The following is an 18288-nucleotide window of genomic DNA, read 5'->3' as shown; positions in this document are numbered from 1 at the left end:
CGGGTCCGCGTGACAACCGAACCGAGAATCCCAGGAGGTGACATGGCCGACACTCTCACCGGTGCCGAGGAGCAGGCCGTGGAGAGCGCCGCGCACGCGGCCCGGCTCGACCATGTGTCCAAGGCCTTCGGCGGGCCCGGCGGCCGGCAGCTCGTGCTGGACGACATCACGCTCGATGTCGCCCCCGGCGAGTTCGTCTGCCTCCTGGGCGCCTCGGGCTGCGGCAAGTCCACGCTGCTGAACCTGGTCGCCGGACTCGACAAGCCGTCCGCCGGGAGCATCACGACTCCCGGCGGCCGGCCGGCCCTGATGTTCCAGGAGCACGCGCTCTTCCCGTGGCTGACGGCGGGCAAGAACATCGAGCTGGCGCTGCGGCTGCGCGGTGTGCCGCGCGAGGAGCGGCGCCCGGAGGCCGAGCGGCTGCTGTCGCTGGTGCGGCTCGGCGGCGCGTACGGCAAGCGGGTGCACGAGCTGTCCGGCGGCATGCGGCAGCGCGTGGCGCTGGCCCGGGCGCTCGCCCAGGACAGCCGGCTGCTGCTGATGGACGAGCCGTTCGCGGCGCTGGACGCCATCACACGCGACGTGCTGCACGACGAGCTGACCCGGATCTGGTCCGAGACCGGCCTGTCGGTGCTGTTCGTGACGCACAACGTGCGCGAGGCGGTACGGCTGGCCGAGCGGGTCGTGCTGCTGTCCTCCCGGCCGGGCCGGATCAACCGCGAGTGGCGGATCGGCATCCCGCAGCCGCGGCGGATCGAGGACGCGGACGTGGCGGACCTGTCCGTCGAGATCACCGAGGAACTGCGTGGGGAGATCCGCCGCCATGGCCAGCACTGAGACAGAGCCGACGCCCGGTCCGGGCACGCAGGACGCCGCGGGCCCGCTGGACAAGACGCAGGACAAGGCGCCGGAGGAACCGCGGCGGTCCGGCGCGAACGACCTGTCGGGCCTGGAAGCGGGCCTGGACGCGCTGGACGCGGTCGTCGTCGAGCGGACGACCGCGCGCCAGGTGTTCGTCAAGAAGGTGCTGCCGCCGATCCTCGCGGTGGCGCTGGTGCTCGTGGTGTGGCAGCTCGCGGTGTGGGGGCACGTCGCCGACCAGACCAAGCTGCCGAGCCCCTCCGCGGTGGCCGACGAGCTGAAGGCGCGGTGGGAGGCGGGCGACCTCTTCGACATCATCTGGACCAGCGTGTCGCACGGCCTGCTCGGCTTCGCGGCCGCGCTGGTCATCGGCACCCCGCTGGGCCTGGTGGTGGCGCGGGTGCCGTTCGTGCGGGCGGCGATCGGGCCGATCCTGTCCGGGCTCCAGTCGCTGCCGTCGGTGGCGTGGGTGCCGGCCGCGGTGATCTGGCTGGGCCTGAACAACTCCACGATGTACGCGGTGATCCTGCTCGGCGCGGTGCCGTCCATCGCCAACGGGCTGGTGGCCGGCATCGACCAGGTGCCGCCGCTGTACCTGCGGGCCGGCCGCACCATCGGCGCGACCGGGGTGCGCGGGGCGTGGTACATCCTGCTGCCCGCCGCGCTGCCGGGCTACGTGGCCGGGCTCAAGCAGGGCTGGGCCTTCTCCTGGCGCTCGCTGATGGCCGCCGAGCTGATCGCGTCCTCCCCGGACCTCGGGGTCGGGCTCGGCCGCTACCTGGAGAACATGCGGGAGGCCTCCGACATGGCGGGCGTCTTCCTCGGCATCCTGATGATCCTGGTCGTCGGCATCGCGATCGACCTGATCGTCTTCAGCCCGCTGGAGCGCTGGGTGCTGCGCTCGCGCGGTCTGACCGCACGGAGCCAGTGACCGTGCTCCCCGGCCCGGACCAGCCGCCGCTGCTCGTCATCGCCCACGGCTCGCGCGACCCGCGGCACGCCGCGACGGTGCACGCCCTGACGCGACGGGTGGCGGCGGCCCGGCCGGGGCTGCGGGTGGACACCGCCTTCCTGGACTTCAACGCCCCGTCCGTCCCGCAGGCCGTCAGCCGGCTCGCGGCCGACGGCGTACGGGACGCGGTGGCGCTGCCGCTGCTGCTGACCCGGGCCTTCCACGCCAAGACCGACATCCCCGCGGTGCTGCGCGAGTCCACCGCCGCGCTGCCGTCCCTGCGGCTGCGCACCGCGGACGTGCTGGGGCCGTCGCCGCTGCTGACCGCCGCCCTGGAGCGGCGGCTGTCCGAGGCGGGACTCGATCCCGCCGACCGCCCGTCGACCGGCCTGGTGCTGGCGTCGGCGGGCTCCACCGATCCGGAGGCGGGCGCGGTGATCGCAGCCGTCGCGCGGGAGTGGCGGCACACCGGATGGTGCGCCGTGCGGCCCGCGTTCGCCTCCGCCGCCCTGCCCCGCACCGAGGACGCCGTGCGGGCGCTGCGGGCGCTGCCCGGGGTGCGGCGGGTCGCGGTCGCGCCGTACGTCATCGCGCCGGGCTTCCTGCCGGACCGCATCGCCCGCGGGGCGCGGGAGGCGGGCGCCGACCTGCTGGCGCCGGTGCTGGGCGACGCCCCCGAGCTGGCCGCGCTGCTGCTGCGCCGCTACGACCGGGCGCGGCGGCCGGCCGCCGCCGGGCAGCTGCTGTCGGCCTGAGGGCCGCGCTCCCCCGCCCCGCGACCCGAGCCTCGCGCCGTCCGGTGTCCGGCGTTTGATGTAAGGGCCACATATGAGGCGGGGGTGGGGTTAGCCCCACCCTCAAGGGGGAGATCGCCCTCCCCGAAGTCACCGGTCAGCCGGATGGGTGGGCCCCTCGCAGGCCCGTAGCGTCATTCGTGGACGGAGCGGCACCCGCCGCCACCCGCCACGGACCTACGAACCTGACACCTGACAAGGGGGACACCGTGAGTCGCGGACGCGCACACGGCAGCAGGATGGGAATAGCGGCGGCCATGGGCGCCTGGAGCGCTCGGCACCGCTGGACGGCGGTGGGCGCCTGGCTGCTCCTGGTCGTCCTCGCGGTCTTCGCGGGCCAGGCGGCGGGCCGGGTCGACGTGGACCAGGACAAGTCGATGGCCGGCGAGGTCAACCAGGCCGCCACGATCAACGACGACGCGGGCCTGAAGTCGCCGGCCGGCGAGATGGTGATCGTCCAGGCCAAGGGCGGCACGGTCAAGGCCACCGACCCGGCCTTCCGGACGGCGGTCGGCGACGTCGTCACCGCGGTCAAGGGCACCGGCAAGGTCACCGCGGTCACCTCGCCGTACGACACGAAGTCGATCTCCGCGGACGGGCGTTCGGCGCTCGTGCGGTTCGACATGCTCGGGGACGAGAAGACCGCGGGCGACCGGGTCGAGCCCGTCATGGACGCGGTGAAGAAGGTGCAGGCGCAGCACTCCGACCTGCGCATCGAGGAGTTCGGCGACGCCAGCGCCAACAAGGTGCTGGACGACGCCTTCGGCACGGACTTCAAGACGGCCGAGTATTCGGCCGTGCCGCTCGCGCTGGGCATCCTGCTGATCGCCTTCGGCGCGCTGGTCGCCGCGCTGCTGCCGGTGCTGCTCGCCATGACGGCCTTCATCGCGGCCGGCGGGGTGGTGGCGCTGGTCAGCCACTCGGTGCCGATGAGCGACACCGCCAACTCGGTGATGCTGCTGGTCGGCCTCGCGGTGGGCGTCGACTACTGCCTGTTCTACCTGCGCCGGGAGCGCGAGGAGCGGGCCGCGGGGCACGACGCCGAGACCGCGCTGAAGATCGCCGCGGCCACGTCCGGCCGGGCGGTGCTGATCTCCGGCATCACCGTGATCGTGGCCATGGCGGGCATGCTCTTCACCGGCATCGGCGACTTCAAGGCCATGGGCGTCGCCACCATGATCGTGGTCGCCCTCGCGATGGTCGGCTCCGTCACCGTGCTGCCCGCGCTGATGTCGCTGCTCGGCCACCGTGTCGAGAAGGGCCGTATCCCGTTCCTGAACCGCGGCCGGAAGCAGGCCGCCGGCCGTCCGGCGGCCCCCCGCACCAGCCGCGTGTGGCGGACCGTGCTGCGCCCGGTGCTGCGGCACCCCAAGGCCGCGACCGTCATCGCCGGCAGCGCGCTGCTGGTCGTCGCACTGCCCGCGTTCGGCATGAAGACCGCGAATCTGTCGATGCAGCAGGAGCTGGGCGACGGGCTGCCGATCATCCAGACCTACGAGCACATCGACGCCGCCTTCCCCGGCGGCCCGGCGCCCGCCCAGGTCGTGGTCAAGGCCGCCGACATCGACGCGCCCGCCGTCAAGAAGGCCATCGCCGCCTTCCAGGCCGAGGCCGTGTCCTCCGGCGCCAGCAAGGGCCCGGTGACGGTCACCGTGCACGGCCCGCAGAACATCGCCCGGATCGACGTGCCGCTGGCCGGCGGGAGCGACCGCGCCAAGGCCGAGGCGAACGTTAAGACGCTGCGCGACCACGTCCGGCCCGACACCCTCGGCAAGATCCCCGGGGTCCAGGCGCCGATCACCGGTGAGACGGCCGGCTCGATGGACTTCACCCACAAGATCACCAGCAGTGTGCCGCCGGTCTTCGCCTTCGTGACCGTCTTCGCCTTCCTGCTGATGCTGCTGTCCTTCCGGTCGCTGACCATCGCCGTCACCTCGATCGTGCTCAACCTGCTGTCGGTGGGCGCCGCGTACGGCATCCTCACCGCGGTCTTCCAGCACGGCTGGGGCGCCTCGCTGGTCGGCGCGCACGGCACCGGCGCGGTCGTGGCCTGGCTGCCGCTCTTCCTCTTCGTGATCCTCTTCGGGCTGAGCATGGACTACCACGTCTTCGTGGTCTCCCGGATCCGCGAGGCCCGCACCCGCGGCCTGTCCACCAAGGCCGCGATCGAGCACGGCATCACCACCACCGCGGGCGTCGTCACCAGCGCCGCCGTCATCATGGTCGCGGTCTTCGCGATCTTCGGGACGCTGTCGATGCAGAGCATGAAGCAGATGGGTGTCGGCCTGGCCTTCGCGGTGCTGATCGACGCCACGGTGATCCGCGGGGTGCTGCTGCCGGCCGTCATGACGCTGCTGGGCGACCGCAACTGGTACCTGCCCCGCTGGATGAACCGGCTGCCGGACATGACCCACGACGAGTCCGCGCTGCCGCAGCCGCCCGCCGCCGAGCCGCACCCGGTGCCGGAGCTGGCCGGCGCCGACGGCCGCCGCTGACCTGCGCTCCCGCACCGCGACGGCGGTGCGGGAGCCCCCGCCTCAAGCGCCGACGCGCCCCCGTACCGGCGCCGACGGCCGCCGCTGACCTGCGCTCCCGCACCGCGACGGCGGTGCGGGAGCCCCCGCCTCAAGCGCCGACGCGCCCCCGTACCGAGCCGGTACGGGGGCGCTGTCAGTGGTCGCGGTTACGGTGGGAGACATGACCGTACGGGAGAGCAGCGCAAGCGGAACGGCCGGCGCGGCAGCGGCAGGGCCGGCGGCGGCACCCGGCGCCGCGGAGGTCGAGCGCGGCCTCGAGCAGCACCGGGTGGAGCTGACCGGATACTGCTACCGGATGCTGGGCTCGGCCTTCGAGGCCGAGGACGCGGTGCAGGAGACGCTGGTACGGGCCTGGCGGGGCGCCGACCGCTTCGAGGGCCGCTCGTCGCTGCGGTCCTGGCTGTACCGCATCGCGACCAACGTGTGCCTGGACAGCCTCAACGCGGGCAAGCGCCGCGCCCGCCCGATGGACCTGTCGCCCGCCTCGCGCGCCGACGCGGTGCTGCCCGACCCGACGTCCGAGGGGATGTGGGTCGAGCCCGCCCCGGACGGCCGGGTGGTGCCCGAGGGCGGCGACCCGGCGGACGTGGTGGTCAGCCGGGAGAGCGTGCGGCTGGCGTTCGTCGCCGCGCTCCAGCTGCTGCCGCCGCGGCAGCGCGCGGTGCTGATCCTGCGCGAGGTGCTGGCCTGGAAGGCCGCCGAGACCGCCGAGCTGCTCGGCACGAGCGTGCCGTCGGTCAACAGCGCGCTCCAGCGCGCCCGCGCCACCCTCGCCGAGGCCGGCGCCTCCACGGAGGCGGGCGCCCGCGGGGCCGGGCTCGACGAGCAGCACGAGGCCCTGCTGGAGCGCTACGTCGACGCCTTCGAGCGCTACGACCTCAAGGCCCTGACCACGCTGCTGCACGAGGACGCGGTCCTCAACATGCCGCCCTTCCCGATCTGGGTCCAGGGCCACGACGACATACGGGAGTTCATGGGCACGGTCGGCGCGGGATGCGCGGGCTCGCGCCTGGTGCCGGTCGCGGCCAGCGGCCTGCCCGGCTTCGCGCAGTACCGCCCCACACCGGAGGGCGTTTTCCGGGCGTTCTCGCTCCAGGTCATCGAGACGTCGGACGGCCGGATCACCACGATGACGTCCTACCACGACGCCGACCGCCTCTTCCCGCTCTTCGGCCTCCCGCTGGAGCTGCCGGGCGATTCGCGCGGCTGAGGGCCGCCGAGGGTGGTTTCCGGTCGCCGCCGGGTACGTATTCACAGCAGTTCGGCGGCAAAGGGGCGCGAAGTGCGGGCGCCGGAGTGCAAGACTTGCCCTGGGCCGTAACACCGGTGATGCCGGTGGCATATGCGGCGGGCGGCCGGCGGTGGCTGCCCGCGGGGCGGAGCACGGAGGGTCGGGGCATGGCGGACGCGGTGTTCTCGCAGGATCGGGCACGGGCGGTACTGGACGCCGCGGGGCACCGGAACGCCGACTTGATCTCCTTCGGCGAGAACGCGGTCTTCGCCGCCGGGCGGCTGGTCATCAAGGTCGGCCGCGGCGCCGACCTGCTGGACCGCGCCCGCCGCGAGGTGCGCACCGCCGACTGGCTGGCCAAGCACGACGTACCCGCGGTGCGCTCGGCGGAGTCCGAGGTGCGGCTCGTCGAGGGCCACCCGATCACGTACTGGCAGCGGCTGCCCGAGTCGCTGCGCCCCGCCGAGCCCGCGGACGTCGCACCGCTGCTGCGCCGCGTCCACGCCCTGCCCGAGCCGGACTTCGGCCTGCCGCCGCGCGATCTGCTCGGCGGCGTCGAACGCTGGCTGCGGCTCGCGGGCGACGCAATCGACCCCGCCGACGCGGCCTTCCTGCGCGCCCGCCGCGACCGCCACGCCGCCGAGATCGCCGAGCTGGTGCCGATGCTGCCGCGCGGCCCGATCCACGGCGACGCGCTGCCGCGCAACGTCCACATCGGGCCGGACGGCCCGGTCCTGGTCGACCTGGAGACCTTCTCCTCCGACCTGCGCGAGCACGACCTGGTCGTGCACACCCTCGACCGCGACCGCTACGGCGTCTCCCCCGCCGCCTACGCCGCCTTCACCGCCGCCTACGGCTGGGACGTCGCCGAATGGGACGGCAGCGAGGCGCTCCGCGGGGCGCGCGAGACCGCGGGGTGCGCGTGGGTCGCGCAGCACGCCACCGCGAACGCTGCCGCGGGCATCGAATTCCGCCGCCGCGTCGCCTCCCTCCGCGCCGGCGACCCGACCGTCCGCTGGTTCTCCTTCTGAGCGGTTGCCGCTATCGCGCCGGGTGAGCGTTTTTAGGGGCGCGGGGAACTGCGCGCTCAGCCCACCACCGGCCGGTGGTCCGGTACGAACCGCACTGCCCCTTTCGGTCGGTGACGACCCGCGCCCCGGTGGGGCTGAGCGCGCAGTTCTCCCCCAGGCTTCGCCTGGGAGGTGCCCCCACGCACCCCTAAAACGCTCACCCCGCGCGGAAAGCGCATCCTCATGGACCTAACCTTATCAGCGGTGTAAAGATTAAGGCGGGGCCCGCCCCCGGGCCGACCGGGGGACACCGGGAGAGGGGATCCGTCATGCCCAAAAAGCCCGCCGCACAGCTCTTGCTGCTGACCAGCGTCGAGCTGATCGTCTTTCTGGACGCGTCCGTCACCAACCTCGCGATGCCGAGCATCGCCACCGCGCTCACCCTGAGTGTGGCCACCCTCGTCTGGGTCAGCAGCGCCTACCAGGTGACCTTCGGCGGCTTCCAGTTGGGCGCCGGCCGCGCCACCGACCGGCTCGGGCGGCGGCTGATGTTCCGCACCGGGCTCGCGGTCTTCACCGCGGCCTCGCTGCTCGCGGGCCTCGCCGGCAGCGGCACCGTGCTGATCGCCGCGCGTGCGGTGCAGGGGATCGGCGCCGCGATCCTGATCCCCGCCGAACTCGCCCTGCTCACCGCGGTGTTCACCGAGCCGGAGGCGTACCGGCGGGCGTTCGGGGTGTGGAGCGCGATGGGCGCGGTCGGCGCGGCGGCCGGGGTCGCGGTCGGCGGGGTGATCGTCTCGGGGCTCGGCTGGCGCTGGGTCTTCCTGGTCAACGTGCCGATCGGGGTGCTGGGCCTGCTGGCGAGCGGCCCGCTGCTGCCGCGCGACGGTATCGCCCTGCGGGGAGTGCGGCGCCGCGAACTCGACCTGCCCGGCATGCTCACCGGCACCGCGAGCCTGCTGCTGGTGGTGTACGTGGCGACCAAGGGCGCCGAGAGCTCGCTGGACACCGAGCACTGGCTGCTGGCCGGGCTCGCGGTGCTGCTCGGCGCGGTCTTCGTGGCCGTGGAGCGGCGTGCGAGGACTCCGGTGCTGCCCTTCCGGATCTTCCGGGTGCGCGACATCACCGGCTCGGTGCTGGCCAACTTCCTGATCGGCGCGGCGCATGTGCCGGTCTTCGTCTTCCTGTCGCTGTACTTCCAGGAGGTGCACGGCTATTCGGCCGCCGCCTCGGGCCTCGCGGTGCTGCCGCTGGCGCTCGCGGCCATCCCGGTGGCCCGGCTGGTGCTGCCGCGGGTCCTGAAGGCCGCCGGTCCGCGGGCGGTGCTCGCCGGCGGGACGGCGCTGCTGACGGTGGCGCTGCTGCTGCTCTCCCGGATCCCGGCGCACGCCGACTACGTGACGGACTTCCTGCCCGCCGCGCTGGTCTTCGCCGTCGCGCTGCCCGCGTGCTTCGTGGGCTCCACGCTGCCCGCGATGCGCGCGGCGAGCCCCGCCGAGACCGGTGTCGTCTCGGGCGTGGTCAACACCGCGCAGCGGCTCGGCGCCGGCCTGGGCGTGGCGGTGCTGGCGGCGGTAGCCAATTCGCGGGCCTCCCGCCATCGCGGCGGCGGCCCCGCGGACGCGCTCAACGCGGGCTTCCACAGCGCCTTCCTGGGCGCCGCGGGCCTGGCCGCGCTGGGCGTGGTGGTGGCGCTGCTGGCCCTCGGCCCGCTCCCGGAGCCGGACGCGGCGGCCGGCGACGGCGCCGAGGACGTACCGGCGGGACATCCCGGACCGCGCCCCACCACCGACCCGGCCGACGACGCGGCCCCCACCACCGACTGACTGCCCCAAGTCCAGCGGCGGACAGCCTCCGCGGGAATCCGCCGCAAGGCCCGGAGTGCGGGCGCGGGGAGTCCGACCGGCTCCCCCCGGTCACCCGGCGCGCCGCGCGGACCCCGGCGCCAGGTCACCCGGACCGGCGCCGGGCGTGCCCCTCAGGCCGCCAGGTGCAGCGGCCACTCCCGCGGGATCGCGGCGGCCGCGGCGTCGCGGCGGCGCAGCCAGGCCGTGAAGTCCTCGGCCCACGTGGCGTACCAGCCGCTCTGCGCGTGCTGGAGCTCCCACAGGTCGGCGTCGGCGGCCTCCGGGAAGCGGACGGCGAGGGCGCGGGCGACCCGGACGGCGGCGAGGGCGTCGGCGCCCGCGTCGTGCGCGTCGTCCAGCGTCACCCCGTAGACCGCGCAGGCGGCCTCCAGGGTGCGCTTGCCGCGGCGGTAGCGGTCCAGGGCGCGGTCGATGACGAGCGGATCCACCACCGGGCCCGGCCGCCCGCCCGGCGCGACCAGCGGCGGCAGCGCGTACCGCCGCAACTCCGCGTCCAGCAGGGTGAGGTCGAAGGGCGCGTTGTAGACGACCACCGGGACCTGCGCGGCCCAGTAGCCCCGGATCGCGTCGGCGACCTCGGCGGCCACCTCCGGTGCGGGGCGGCCCTCGGCGGTGGCGCGGGCGGTGCTCACCCCGTGGATGGCGGTGGTCTCCGGTGGTATCGGCACCCCGGGGTCGGCGAGCCAGGCGCGGTGCCGCACCGGCTGGCCGTCCTTCACCTCGGTGAGCGCCGCGGTGACGATACGCGCCTGCCGCGGATCCGTCCCCGTGGTCTCCAGGTCGAAGCCGACCAGCAGATCCTCATGCCAAGCCATGGCGAAAGTCCCCTTCCCGCCCGTTGTCCCCCGGTGTGTGCTCTGCCATCATCGCCTGCCCCACTGACACTCCCCCGCCCGCCCGCACCGGACGGCGCCGATCGGGCGTGGTACGGGCGGGGTTCAGGAGACGGGCCGGGCGTCGGCCCAGATGCCCTCGAACTCCTCGCGGTAGACGTCGAAGAGCCCGGCCTCGGAGTGCCGGTCGTCGGCGACCACCCGGCGCGACCGGCCGCGCAGCACCATCACCGGCACCTCCATGCCGCGGGCCCGCCGCAGGTAGGACTGCACGACGGCGAGGCCGTCGCCGCTGTCCCCGTCGACGAGGTAGGCGGTGAAGCGCGGGGTCTCGTCGAAGACCTGGATCTCGAAGGCGCCCGGGTCGCGCAGCCGGGAGCGCACCCGGCGCATGTGCATGATGTTCATCTCGACCGAGCGGGCCATCTCGCCGCGGCCGAGCCCGAGTTCGCGCTCCCGACGGCGCACCGCGCTGCTCGCGGGGTTGAGGAAGAGCAGCCGCACCCGGCAGCCGTCCTCGGCGAGCCGGATGAGCCGCCGTCCGGAGTAGTTCTGCACCAGCAGGTTGAGGCCGATGCCCACCGCGTCCAGCCGCCGGGCCCCGGCGAAGAGGTCCTCGACGGGCAGCTGCCGCTGCAGGCGCACCCGGTCGGCGTAGACCCCGACGACGTCCGAGAAGCGGTCGGCGACCAGCTCCTCCACCGCGTCCACCGGCAGCCGCTGCGCGGCGGCGCGCCCCGCTCCGGCGCCGAGCAGTTCCAGCAGCCGCGCGCACGCCCGCTCGGCCTGGTCCAGCACGGTGCGCGACAGGGCCCGGTTGCGGGAGACGACGTGCCGGGCCACCTCCAGCTCGTCCAGGGCGAGTTCGAGGTCGCGGCGGTCGTCGAAGTAGGGCTCGAAGCACGGCCAGTGCTGGACGACCAGTTCGCGCAGCTGCGGCAGGGTCAGAAAGCTCAGGACATTGTCGTCGGCCGGGTCGAGCAGGTAGCCCTTGCGGCGGCTCACCTCGTGGACGGCCACGGCCCGCTGCACCCATTCGTGCCCGGCGGGGCCCGCGGCGGCGACGACCCACTCCTCGCCGTGCACGGGCTCGTAGATCGGCCGCAGCACCGCGTTGACGACGGCCCGCAGCCGCTGCTCGACCAGATTCAGCCACACGTAGGCGCGCCCGGCGCGCCGGGCGCGGGTGCGGACCTCCGCCCAGGCGTCGGCGCCCCAGGCGAGTTCCGCCCCGATCTCCATGGGCTGGGCGAGGGTGACCGCGGTCGGCCCGTCCTCCACAGTGGTGTCCTGCCGGTCACCCTGCTCACCGCCTCCCGGGAGCATCAGACCTCCGGACGTCACCACTTCACCGCCTCCCACCCCCGTCCACGATCAAGGAAGGGTACTGCGGTGCGGGGGGCGTCGCAGCAGTATCGACCCTACTTGACTACTACCGGACAACCCCATCACTCGTACGGTCGCAGCCCGTTGTGGCTGTGTCACCCTCAGATGGGAGGGGATGCGAAGATGACGCTTCGTCACCGCACCGCACACAGTCAACCGCATCGCCACCGCCACCGCAGCCGGGAAGGACCGCGGGGTACGAGGACCACGTGGCCGGGCGCACCGCGCGACCGGGAAAACGGACAGAACGGAAGAGTCTCGACATGCAAGTCTGGCCGGGTCAGTCCTATCCCCTCGGAGCGACCTTCGACGGGGCGGGCACCAACTTCGCCGTCTTCTCCGAGGTGGCCTCGCGTATCGAGCTGTGCCTGCTGCACGACGACGGCTCGGAGACCGCCGTGGAGCTGCGCGAGGCGGACGCCTTCGTCCGGCACGCGTACCTCCCCGGGGTGATGCCGGGCCAGCGGTACGGCTTCCGGGTGCACGGCCCGTACGAGCCCGCCGTCGGCAACCGCTGCAACTCCGCGAAGCTGCTGCTCGACCCCTACGCCAAGGCGATGAGCGGCGAGATCGACTGGGACGAGGCGGTGTACGGCTACCGCTTCGGCCAGCCCGACTCGCGCAACGACCTCGACTCCGCCCCGCACACCATGTCCTCGGTCGTGGTGAACCCGTACTTCGACTGGGCCGACGACCGGGCGCCGCGTATCGACTACCACCGCACCGTCATCTACGAGGCCCACGTCAAGGGCCTGACGATGACCCACCCGGGCCTGCCGGAGGAGATCCGCGGCACCTACGCGGCCCTCGCGCACCCGGCGGTGATCGGCCATCTGGTGGAACTCGGCGTGACGACGCTGGAGCTGATGCCGGTGCACCAGTTCATCCAGGACCACCGGCTGGTCGACGCGGGGCTGGCGAACTACTGGGGCTACAACACCATCGGGTTCTTCGCACCGCACCACGCGTACTGCTCGCTGGGCGACCGCGGGCAGCAGGTGCTGGAGTTCAAGACCGCGGTGCGCGCGCTGCACCGGGCGGGCATCGAGGTCATCCTCGACGTGGTCTACAACCACACCGCCGAGGGCAGCCACCTGGGGCCCACGCTGTCGCTGCGCGGCCTGGACAACGCCTCCTACTACCGGCTCGCCGACAACCGGCGCTACTACATGGACACCACCGGCACCGGGAATTCGCTGCTGATGCGCAGCCCACACGTGCTCCAGCTGATCATGGACTCGCTGCGCTACTGGGTCACCGAGATGCACGTCGACGGCTTCCGCTTCGACCTCGCCGCCACGCTGGCCCGGCAGTTCCACGAGGTCGACCGGCTGTCGTCGTTCTTCGACCTGGTCCAGCAGGACCCGGTGGTCTCGCAGGTCAAGCTGATCGCGGAGCCGTGGGACGTCGGCGAGGGCGGCTACCAGGTGGGCAACTTCCCGCCGCTGTGGACGGAGTGGAACGGCAAATTCCGCGACACGGTACGCGACCTGTGGCGCGGCGAGAGCGCGGCACTCGCCGAGTTCGGCTCCCGGCTCACCGGCTCCTCCGACCTCTACCAGGACGACGGGCGCCGCCCGCTGGCCTCCATCAACTTCGTCACCTGCCACGACGGATTCACGCTGCGCGACCTGGTCTCGTACGACGAGAAGCACAACGAGGCCAACGGCGAGAACAACCGCGACGGCGAGAGCTTCAACCGCTCGTGGAACTGCGGCGCCGAGGGGCCCACCGACGACCGCCGCATCAACGCGCTGCGGCAGCGGCAGATGCGCAACTTCGTCGCGACGCTCATGCTCTCGCAAGGCGTGCCGATGCTCTCGCACGGCGACGAGTTCGGCCGCACCCAGCGCGGCAACAACAACGCCTACTGCCAGGACAACGAGCTGGCCTGGATCGCCTGGCCCGGCAAGGCCGGCAGCGCCGCCGGCGACAAGGAGACGGACGAGGCGCACCGGATGCACGAGTTCGTGCGGCGGATGGTGTGGCTGCGCCGCGACCACGCCGTCTTCCGCCGCCGCCGCTTCTTCCACGGGCACCCCGTGGAGGGCACCCACGACGAGCTCTCCGACATCGCGTGGTTCACCGCGGAGGGCACCCAGATGACCCAGCGCGAGTGGCAGGCCGCGCACGCCCGCTCGCTGGTCGTCTTCCTCAACGGCAACGCGATCTCCGAGCCGGGCCCGCGTGGCGAACGGGTGACCGACGACTCCTTCCTGCTGATGTTCAACGCGGCCCCCCGCGCCCAGGAATTCCTCGTCCCCGCCCACCACGGCAAGGAGTGGCAGCTCATCGTCGACACGGAGCGCCCGGACGGCGTCGCGCCGGGCACGGGTGAGCGGGTCGCCGCGGGCGACCGGCTGCTGCTCGCCGACCGCAGCCTCGTCGTCCTCCAGCGCCCGGCGGACTGACCCGGCGGCCTGCGCGCCGCCGCGAGCGGCAGCTCAAGGGGCAGGACGGGCGGATCCCGGGTAGAAGGGTGAGCATGACCCACACCGCGGCGGCGCCGCCGAGCGCCACGTACCGGCTCCAGGTACAGCCCGGCTTCACCTTCGCGCAGGCCGCGCGGGCCGTCCCGTACCTGAAGGACCTCGGCGTCAGCCATCTGCACCTCTCGCCCGTGCTGGAGGCGGTGCCGGGGTCCGGGCACGGCTACGACGTCGTCGACCACACCCGGGTACGCGCCGAGCTGGGCGGCGAGCAGGGCCTGCGGGAGCTGTCCCGCACGGCCCGCGAGCACGGCCTCGGCCTGGTCCTGGACATCGTCCCGAACCACATGGCCGTCCCGGCCCCCGAGCATCTGAACAGCCCGCTGTGGGCGGTGCTGCGCGACGGCCCGCAGTCGCCGTACGCGGACTGGTTCGACATCGACTGGGCCGCGCTCGGCGGCCGGCTGCTGCTGCCGGTGCTCGGCGAGCCGCTGCCCGACGCGGCGGACAAGCTGTCGGTGGTCGAGGACAAGACCGCGGGCGGCACCGTCCTGGCCTACTACGACCACCGCTTCCCGCTGCGCCCCGGCACGCAGGCGCTGCCGCTGCCGGAGCTGCTGGACGCCCAGTGGTATCGGCTGGCCTACTGGCGCACCGCCCGCACCCAGCTGAACTACCGCCGCTTCTTCACCGTCTCCGACCTGATCGCCGTACGGGTCGAGCGGCCCGAGGTCTTCGCGGCCACGCACGCCACGGTGCTGCGGCTGCTGCGCGACGGCGTCGTGGACGGGCTGCGCGTCGACCACCCGGACGGCCTGGCCGACCCGGCGGGCTATCTGCGGCGGCTCGCGGAGGCGAGCGGCGGGCACTGGACGGTCGTGGAGAAGATCCTGCGGCGCGACGAGCCGCTGCCCGCGGACTGGGCCTGCGCCGGGACCACCGGCTACGACGCGCTCGACCGGATCGACGGGCTGTTCACCGACCCGGCGGGCGTCGAACGCCTCGCCGACTTCCACCGCTCCTACACCGGCGCCGACGACGACCGCGGCGGCCGCTGGGAGCCGACCGTGCGCCGGGCGGCCCGGCGGGTCGTCACCCACGACCTGGCCGCCGAGGTCGCCCGGCTGCGCCGCGCCGCGGAGCGCGCCCGCGCGGCCGTCCCCGGCGCGCCGCCCTACCGGCGCGAGGTGCTGGACGACGCGATCCGCGAGCTGCTCGTGCGGGTGCCGGTCTACCGCCCGTACGTGCCGCCCGGCGGCCCCGCCCCGGCGCGCGACGAGGCGATGCTGGAGCGGGCGGCGCGCGAGGCCGCCGAGGCGGCGCCGGGCCTGCGCGGCGCGGTGGATTTCGTCCGCGACCTCGCGCTGGCCCGCCCCGCGCCGGGCGGCGAGGGCGCGGACGCCGCGGACTTCGCGGCACGCTTCGCGCAGGTCGCCTCCGCGCTGCACGCCAAGTCCGTGGAGGACACCGCCTTCTACCGCTACACCCCGCTGCTGCCGCTGTGCGAGGTCGGCCGCGACCCCGCCGCCCCCGCGACGACGCCCGCCGAATTCCACGCCTTCTGCGCGGCCCTGCTGCGCGAGCGGCCCGCGACCGGCACCGCGCTGTCCACGCACGACACCAAGCGCAGCGCCGACCTGCGGCTGCGGCTCGCGGTGCTCTCCGAGATGCCGGAGGCGTGGGCCTCGTGGATGGCGGAGCGCGACGCCCGCGAGGCGCAGCTGTCCTGCCCGCCCGCGCCCGACCGGCAGGTGCAGTACACCGCCTACCAGACCGGCCTGGGCCTCGGCTTCTGCCCTCCCGACCGCATGGGGCCCGCGCTGCTGAAGGCCGTCCGCGAGGCGGGCCTGCACACCACGTGGACCGAGCAGGACGCGTCCTACGAGCGGGCGGTCACCGACTTCGTCGCGCACGGCCCGTGCGGACCGCAGGTCTACGACATCGGCGAGTTCGCCGGGCGCCTGCACCCGTACGCCGGGGCCAACACGCTGGGCGCGACGCTGCTGCACCTGACGATGCCCGGGGTGCCCGACGTCTACCAGGGCACCGAACTGCCGGTGCACACCCTCGTCGACCCCGACAACCGGGCCCCGGCGGCGGGGCTGTCCGGCACCGGCGGCGCCCTCGCCGAACTGCTGGACGGCCGCCCGCCGCGCGACGGCGACGAGGCCAAGCTGCGCCTGACCGCGGTGGCGCTGCGGCTGCGCCGCGACAACCCGCGGTGGTACGGCCCGCAGGCCGCCTACGACCCGCTCGCCGCCGACGGCCCCGCCGCCGCGCACTGCGTGGCCTTCGTCCGCGGCGGCGGCGCGCTCACCGCGGTGACCCGGCTGTCGCGCCGCCTGGAGGAGGCGCACGGCTGGCGCGGGACGGTGCTGCCGCTGCCGCCCGGCCGCTGGCGCAGCCGGCTGAGCGGGGCCGCCTTCGAGGGCCGGGTGCCGCTCGCGAAGCTGCTGGCGCAGTCGCCCGTGGAGCTGCTGACCCGCGAGTGAGCGCGCGGGCGGGGGCCCGTCACGCCTGGACGGTCGGCAGGACGACGAGCTGCCGCAGGTTGACGTGCCGCGGGCGGCTGGTGGTGTACGCGATCAGGTCCGCGACGTCGTCGGCCGTCAGCGCCTGCCCGAAGGCCTCGAACATGCCGTCGAGCGCCTGCGACAGCTCCGGGTTGTCGATGTGGCTGCCCAGCTCGGTGTCGGTCAGGCCCGGCTCGATGTTGCTGACCCGCACCCCGCGCGGTCCGAACTCCGTGCGCAGCGACGCCGACAGCTGGGTCAGCGCGGCCTTCGTGGCGCCGTAGACGGCGTAGTTGGGGAAGACCACGTGCGCGCCGATCGAGGAGACGTTGACCAGGTCGGCGGGGCGGCCGTCGGCCGCGGCGGCGAGCAGGTCGGCGCGGAAGGCGTCGATGACGTGCAGCGCGCCGCCCAGGTTGGTGTCGATCATGCGCGCCCACTCGTCGGTGCGGCCGGCGTCGACCGGGTTGGGCAGCATGACCCCGGCGGAGTTCACCACCAGGTCGGCCGCCCCGTACGCGTCCCGTACCCGCTCGGCCGCGGCCCGCACCGACGCCGGGTCGGTGACGTCGGCGGCGACGGCGAGCGCCTGGCCGCCGTCCGCGGCGATCTTCCCGGCGAGCGTGTCGAGCCGCTCGGCGCGCCGGGCCAGCAGCGCGACCCGCGCCCCGTGCGCGGCGAGCCGCCGCGCGGTGGCCTCCCCCATCCCGCTGGCGGCGCCGGTGACGACGGCGGTGCGGCCGGTGAGGCGTTCGAAACCGAAGGTGCTCATATGAGGTGACTCCCCGAAAGTGACCCGTGTGCCGGGTGCTTGCCGTGCTGACGGATCCACTGTGCGGGGAGCCGCACGGGCCACCCAGGGCTGCGCTGTACCTGGGTCCGGCAGTACCAGGATCGGGCGCGGGGGTGGGATTAGGGTTCGGGCATGGACAACACGCTCGGGGATTTCCTGCAGTCCAGGCGCGCCGCGATCCAGCCGGAGGACGTCGGCCTGCCGCCGTACGGGCGGCGCCGCGTGCCGGGGCTGCGCCGGGAGGAGGTCGCGCAGCTCGCGGGGGTGAGCGTCGACTACTACATACGGCTCGAACAGGGGCGCGGCAAGAACGTGTCGGACGCAGTCCTGGACGCGGTCGCCCGCGTGCTGATGCTCGACGCGACGGAGCACGCGCACCTGCTGGCGCTGGCCCGCCCGTGCCGGGGCCCGGCCCCGGCGCCCGCCTCCGGCGCGGTACGCCCGGGCGTGCAGCTGCTGCTGGACCGGATGGCCGACTGCCCCGCCATGGTGCTCGACCACCGCATGGACGTCCTGGCGTGGAACGCCCTCGGCGACGCGCTGCACGGCTTCACCGCGGATCCGCTGCCGCGGAACATGCCGCGGCTGGTCTTCCTGGACCCGCAGGCCCCCGAACTCTTCCCGGAGTGGCCCGCGGTCGCCGCGGAAACGGTCCGCTACCTCCGGCTCGGCGCCGGCCGCCGCCCCGGCGACGAGGCGCTCGCCGCGCTGGTGTGCGAGCTCTCCCTCAGGAGCGAGGCCTTCCGCCGGCTGTGGGCCGACCACCTCGTGCAGGAGAAGACGCACGGCGTCAAGCGCATCAACCACCCCGTGGCCGGGGAGCTGCGCCTGTCCTACGAGACCCTCGCGCTTCCGGGCGAGCCCGACCACACGCTCGTGGCCTACACCGCCGAGCCCGGCTCCCCCACGGCCGACCGCCTCGCCCTCCTGGCCAGCTGGACGGCTCCGCCGCGGGGTATCCACTCCTGAGCCCCGCGGGGCCCTGCGCTCCGGGGTGCCCGTTGCGGTGTCCCGCGCGACTTCCCCCGGCGGGGGCTTGCCCGGGTGACTGCCGCTTGGCGTGGCATGTCGCCTTCCCTTG

Annotated in this window: 13 protein-coding genes; 10 read left to right on the top strand and 3 right to left on the bottom strand. The window is 74.1% G+C overall.

Annotated elements, in window-relative coordinates; all coding sequences use genetic code 11:
- The first annotated feature begins 42 nt into the window (after positions 1-42).
- The 7 genes from ACH4SL_RS04905 (at position 43) to ACH4SL_RS04875 (ending at position 9211) form a co-directional block, all read left to right on the top strand.
- Complete coding sequence (locus tag ACH4SL_RS04905; protein ID WP_398441995.1) at positions 43-837, top strand: ABC transporter ATP-binding protein; 795 nt, start codon at positions 43-45, stop codon at positions 835-837.
- Entirely contained in the window at positions 824-1792 is a 969-nt protein-coding gene (locus ACH4SL_RS04900) for an ABC transporter permease (RefSeq protein WP_398441994.1), read from the top strand. The genes ACH4SL_RS04905 and ACH4SL_RS04900 overlap by 14 nt, the downstream gene beginning before the upstream one ends.
- A 2-nt stretch (positions 1793-1794) precedes the next feature.
- Positions 1795-2568: a sirohydrochlorin chelatase gene (locus tag ACH4SL_RS04895; protein ID WP_398442673.1), complete on the top strand. Its 774-nt coding sequence runs from the start codon at positions 1795-1797 to the stop codon at positions 2566-2568.
- Positions 2569-2846: 278 nt separating this feature from the next.
- The gene (locus tag ACH4SL_RS04890) at positions 2847-5102 is read left to right on the top strand and encodes an MMPL family transporter (protein WP_398442672.1); all 2256 of its coding nucleotides are present in this window, start codon (positions 2847-2849) and stop codon (positions 5100-5102) included.
- A 202-nt stretch (positions 5103-5304) separates the two neighbouring features.
- On the top strand, positions 5305-6354 hold the full coding sequence (locus tag ACH4SL_RS04885) for a sigma-70 family RNA polymerase sigma factor (protein ID WP_398441993.1): 1050 nt from the start codon (positions 5305-5307) through the stop codon (positions 6352-6354).
- A 188-nt stretch (positions 6355-6542) separates the two neighbouring features.
- On the top strand, positions 6543-7406 hold the full coding sequence (locus ACH4SL_RS04880; RefSeq protein ID WP_398441992.1) for an aminoglycoside phosphotransferase family protein: 864 nt from the start codon (positions 6543-6545) through the stop codon (positions 7404-7406).
- 308 nt (positions 7407-7714) lie between these two features.
- Entirely contained in the window at positions 7715-9211 is a 1497-nt protein-coding gene (locus tag ACH4SL_RS04875) for an MFS transporter (RefSeq protein ID WP_398441991.1), read from the top strand.
- A 152-nt stretch (positions 9212-9363) separates the two neighbouring features.
- On the opposite strand, the gene ACH4SL_RS04870 is transcribed toward ACH4SL_RS04875, so the two are convergent.
- Positions 9364-10068 carry an exonuclease domain-containing protein gene (locus ACH4SL_RS04870; protein WP_398441990.1) on the bottom strand — a complete coding sequence of 235 codons (705 nt, stop codon included), beginning with the start codon at positions 10066-10068 and terminating at the stop codon, positions 9364-9366.
- A 123-nt stretch (positions 10069-10191) separates the two neighbouring features.
- Positions 10192-11412 carry an SAV2148 family HEPN domain-containing protein gene (locus ACH4SL_RS04865; protein ID WP_398441989.1) on the bottom strand — a complete coding sequence of 407 codons (1221 nt, stop codon included), beginning with the start codon at positions 11410-11412 and terminating at the stop codon, positions 10192-10194.
- Positions 11413-11735: 323 nt separating this feature from the next.
- On the opposite strand from ACH4SL_RS04865, the gene glgX reads away from it, so the two are divergent.
- Positions 11736-13883 (top strand): glycogen debranching protein GlgX, encoded by a 2148-nt coding sequence (glgX, locus tag ACH4SL_RS04860; protein ID WP_398441988.1) that lies wholly within the window; start codon positions 11736-11738, stop codon positions 13881-13883.
- A gap of 74 nt (positions 13884-13957) precedes the next feature.
- Positions 13958-16393, top strand: a complete 2436-nt coding sequence (gene treY / locus ACH4SL_RS04855; RefSeq protein WP_398441987.1) for a malto-oligosyltrehalose synthase — start codon at positions 13958-13960, stop codon at positions 16391-16393.
- Positions 16394-16412: 19 nt separating this feature from the next.
- Here treY and ACH4SL_RS04850 read toward each other — a convergent pair whose 3' ends face one another.
- Complete coding sequence (locus tag ACH4SL_RS04850) at positions 16413-17186, bottom strand: SDR family oxidoreductase (protein WP_398441986.1); 774 nt, start codon at positions 17184-17186, stop codon at positions 16413-16415.
- Between the two features lie 153 nt (positions 17187-17339).
- On the opposite strand from ACH4SL_RS04850, the gene ACH4SL_RS04845 reads away from it, so the two are divergent.
- Positions 17340-18176 (top strand): helix-turn-helix transcriptional regulator, encoded by an 837-nt coding sequence (locus tag ACH4SL_RS04845; protein ID WP_398441985.1) that lies wholly within the window; start codon positions 17340-17342, stop codon positions 18174-18176.
- Positions 18177-18288: the final 112 nt, after the last annotated feature.

Origin of the sequence: Streptomyces sp. NPDC021020 (genome assembly GCF_044333285.1) — a bacterium.
In the GTDB taxonomy this organism is placed as follows: Bacteria; Actinomycetota; Actinomycetes; order Streptomycetales; family Streptomycetaceae; genus Actinacidiphila.
This window is presented reverse-complemented; position numbering and strand designations above follow the sequence as displayed.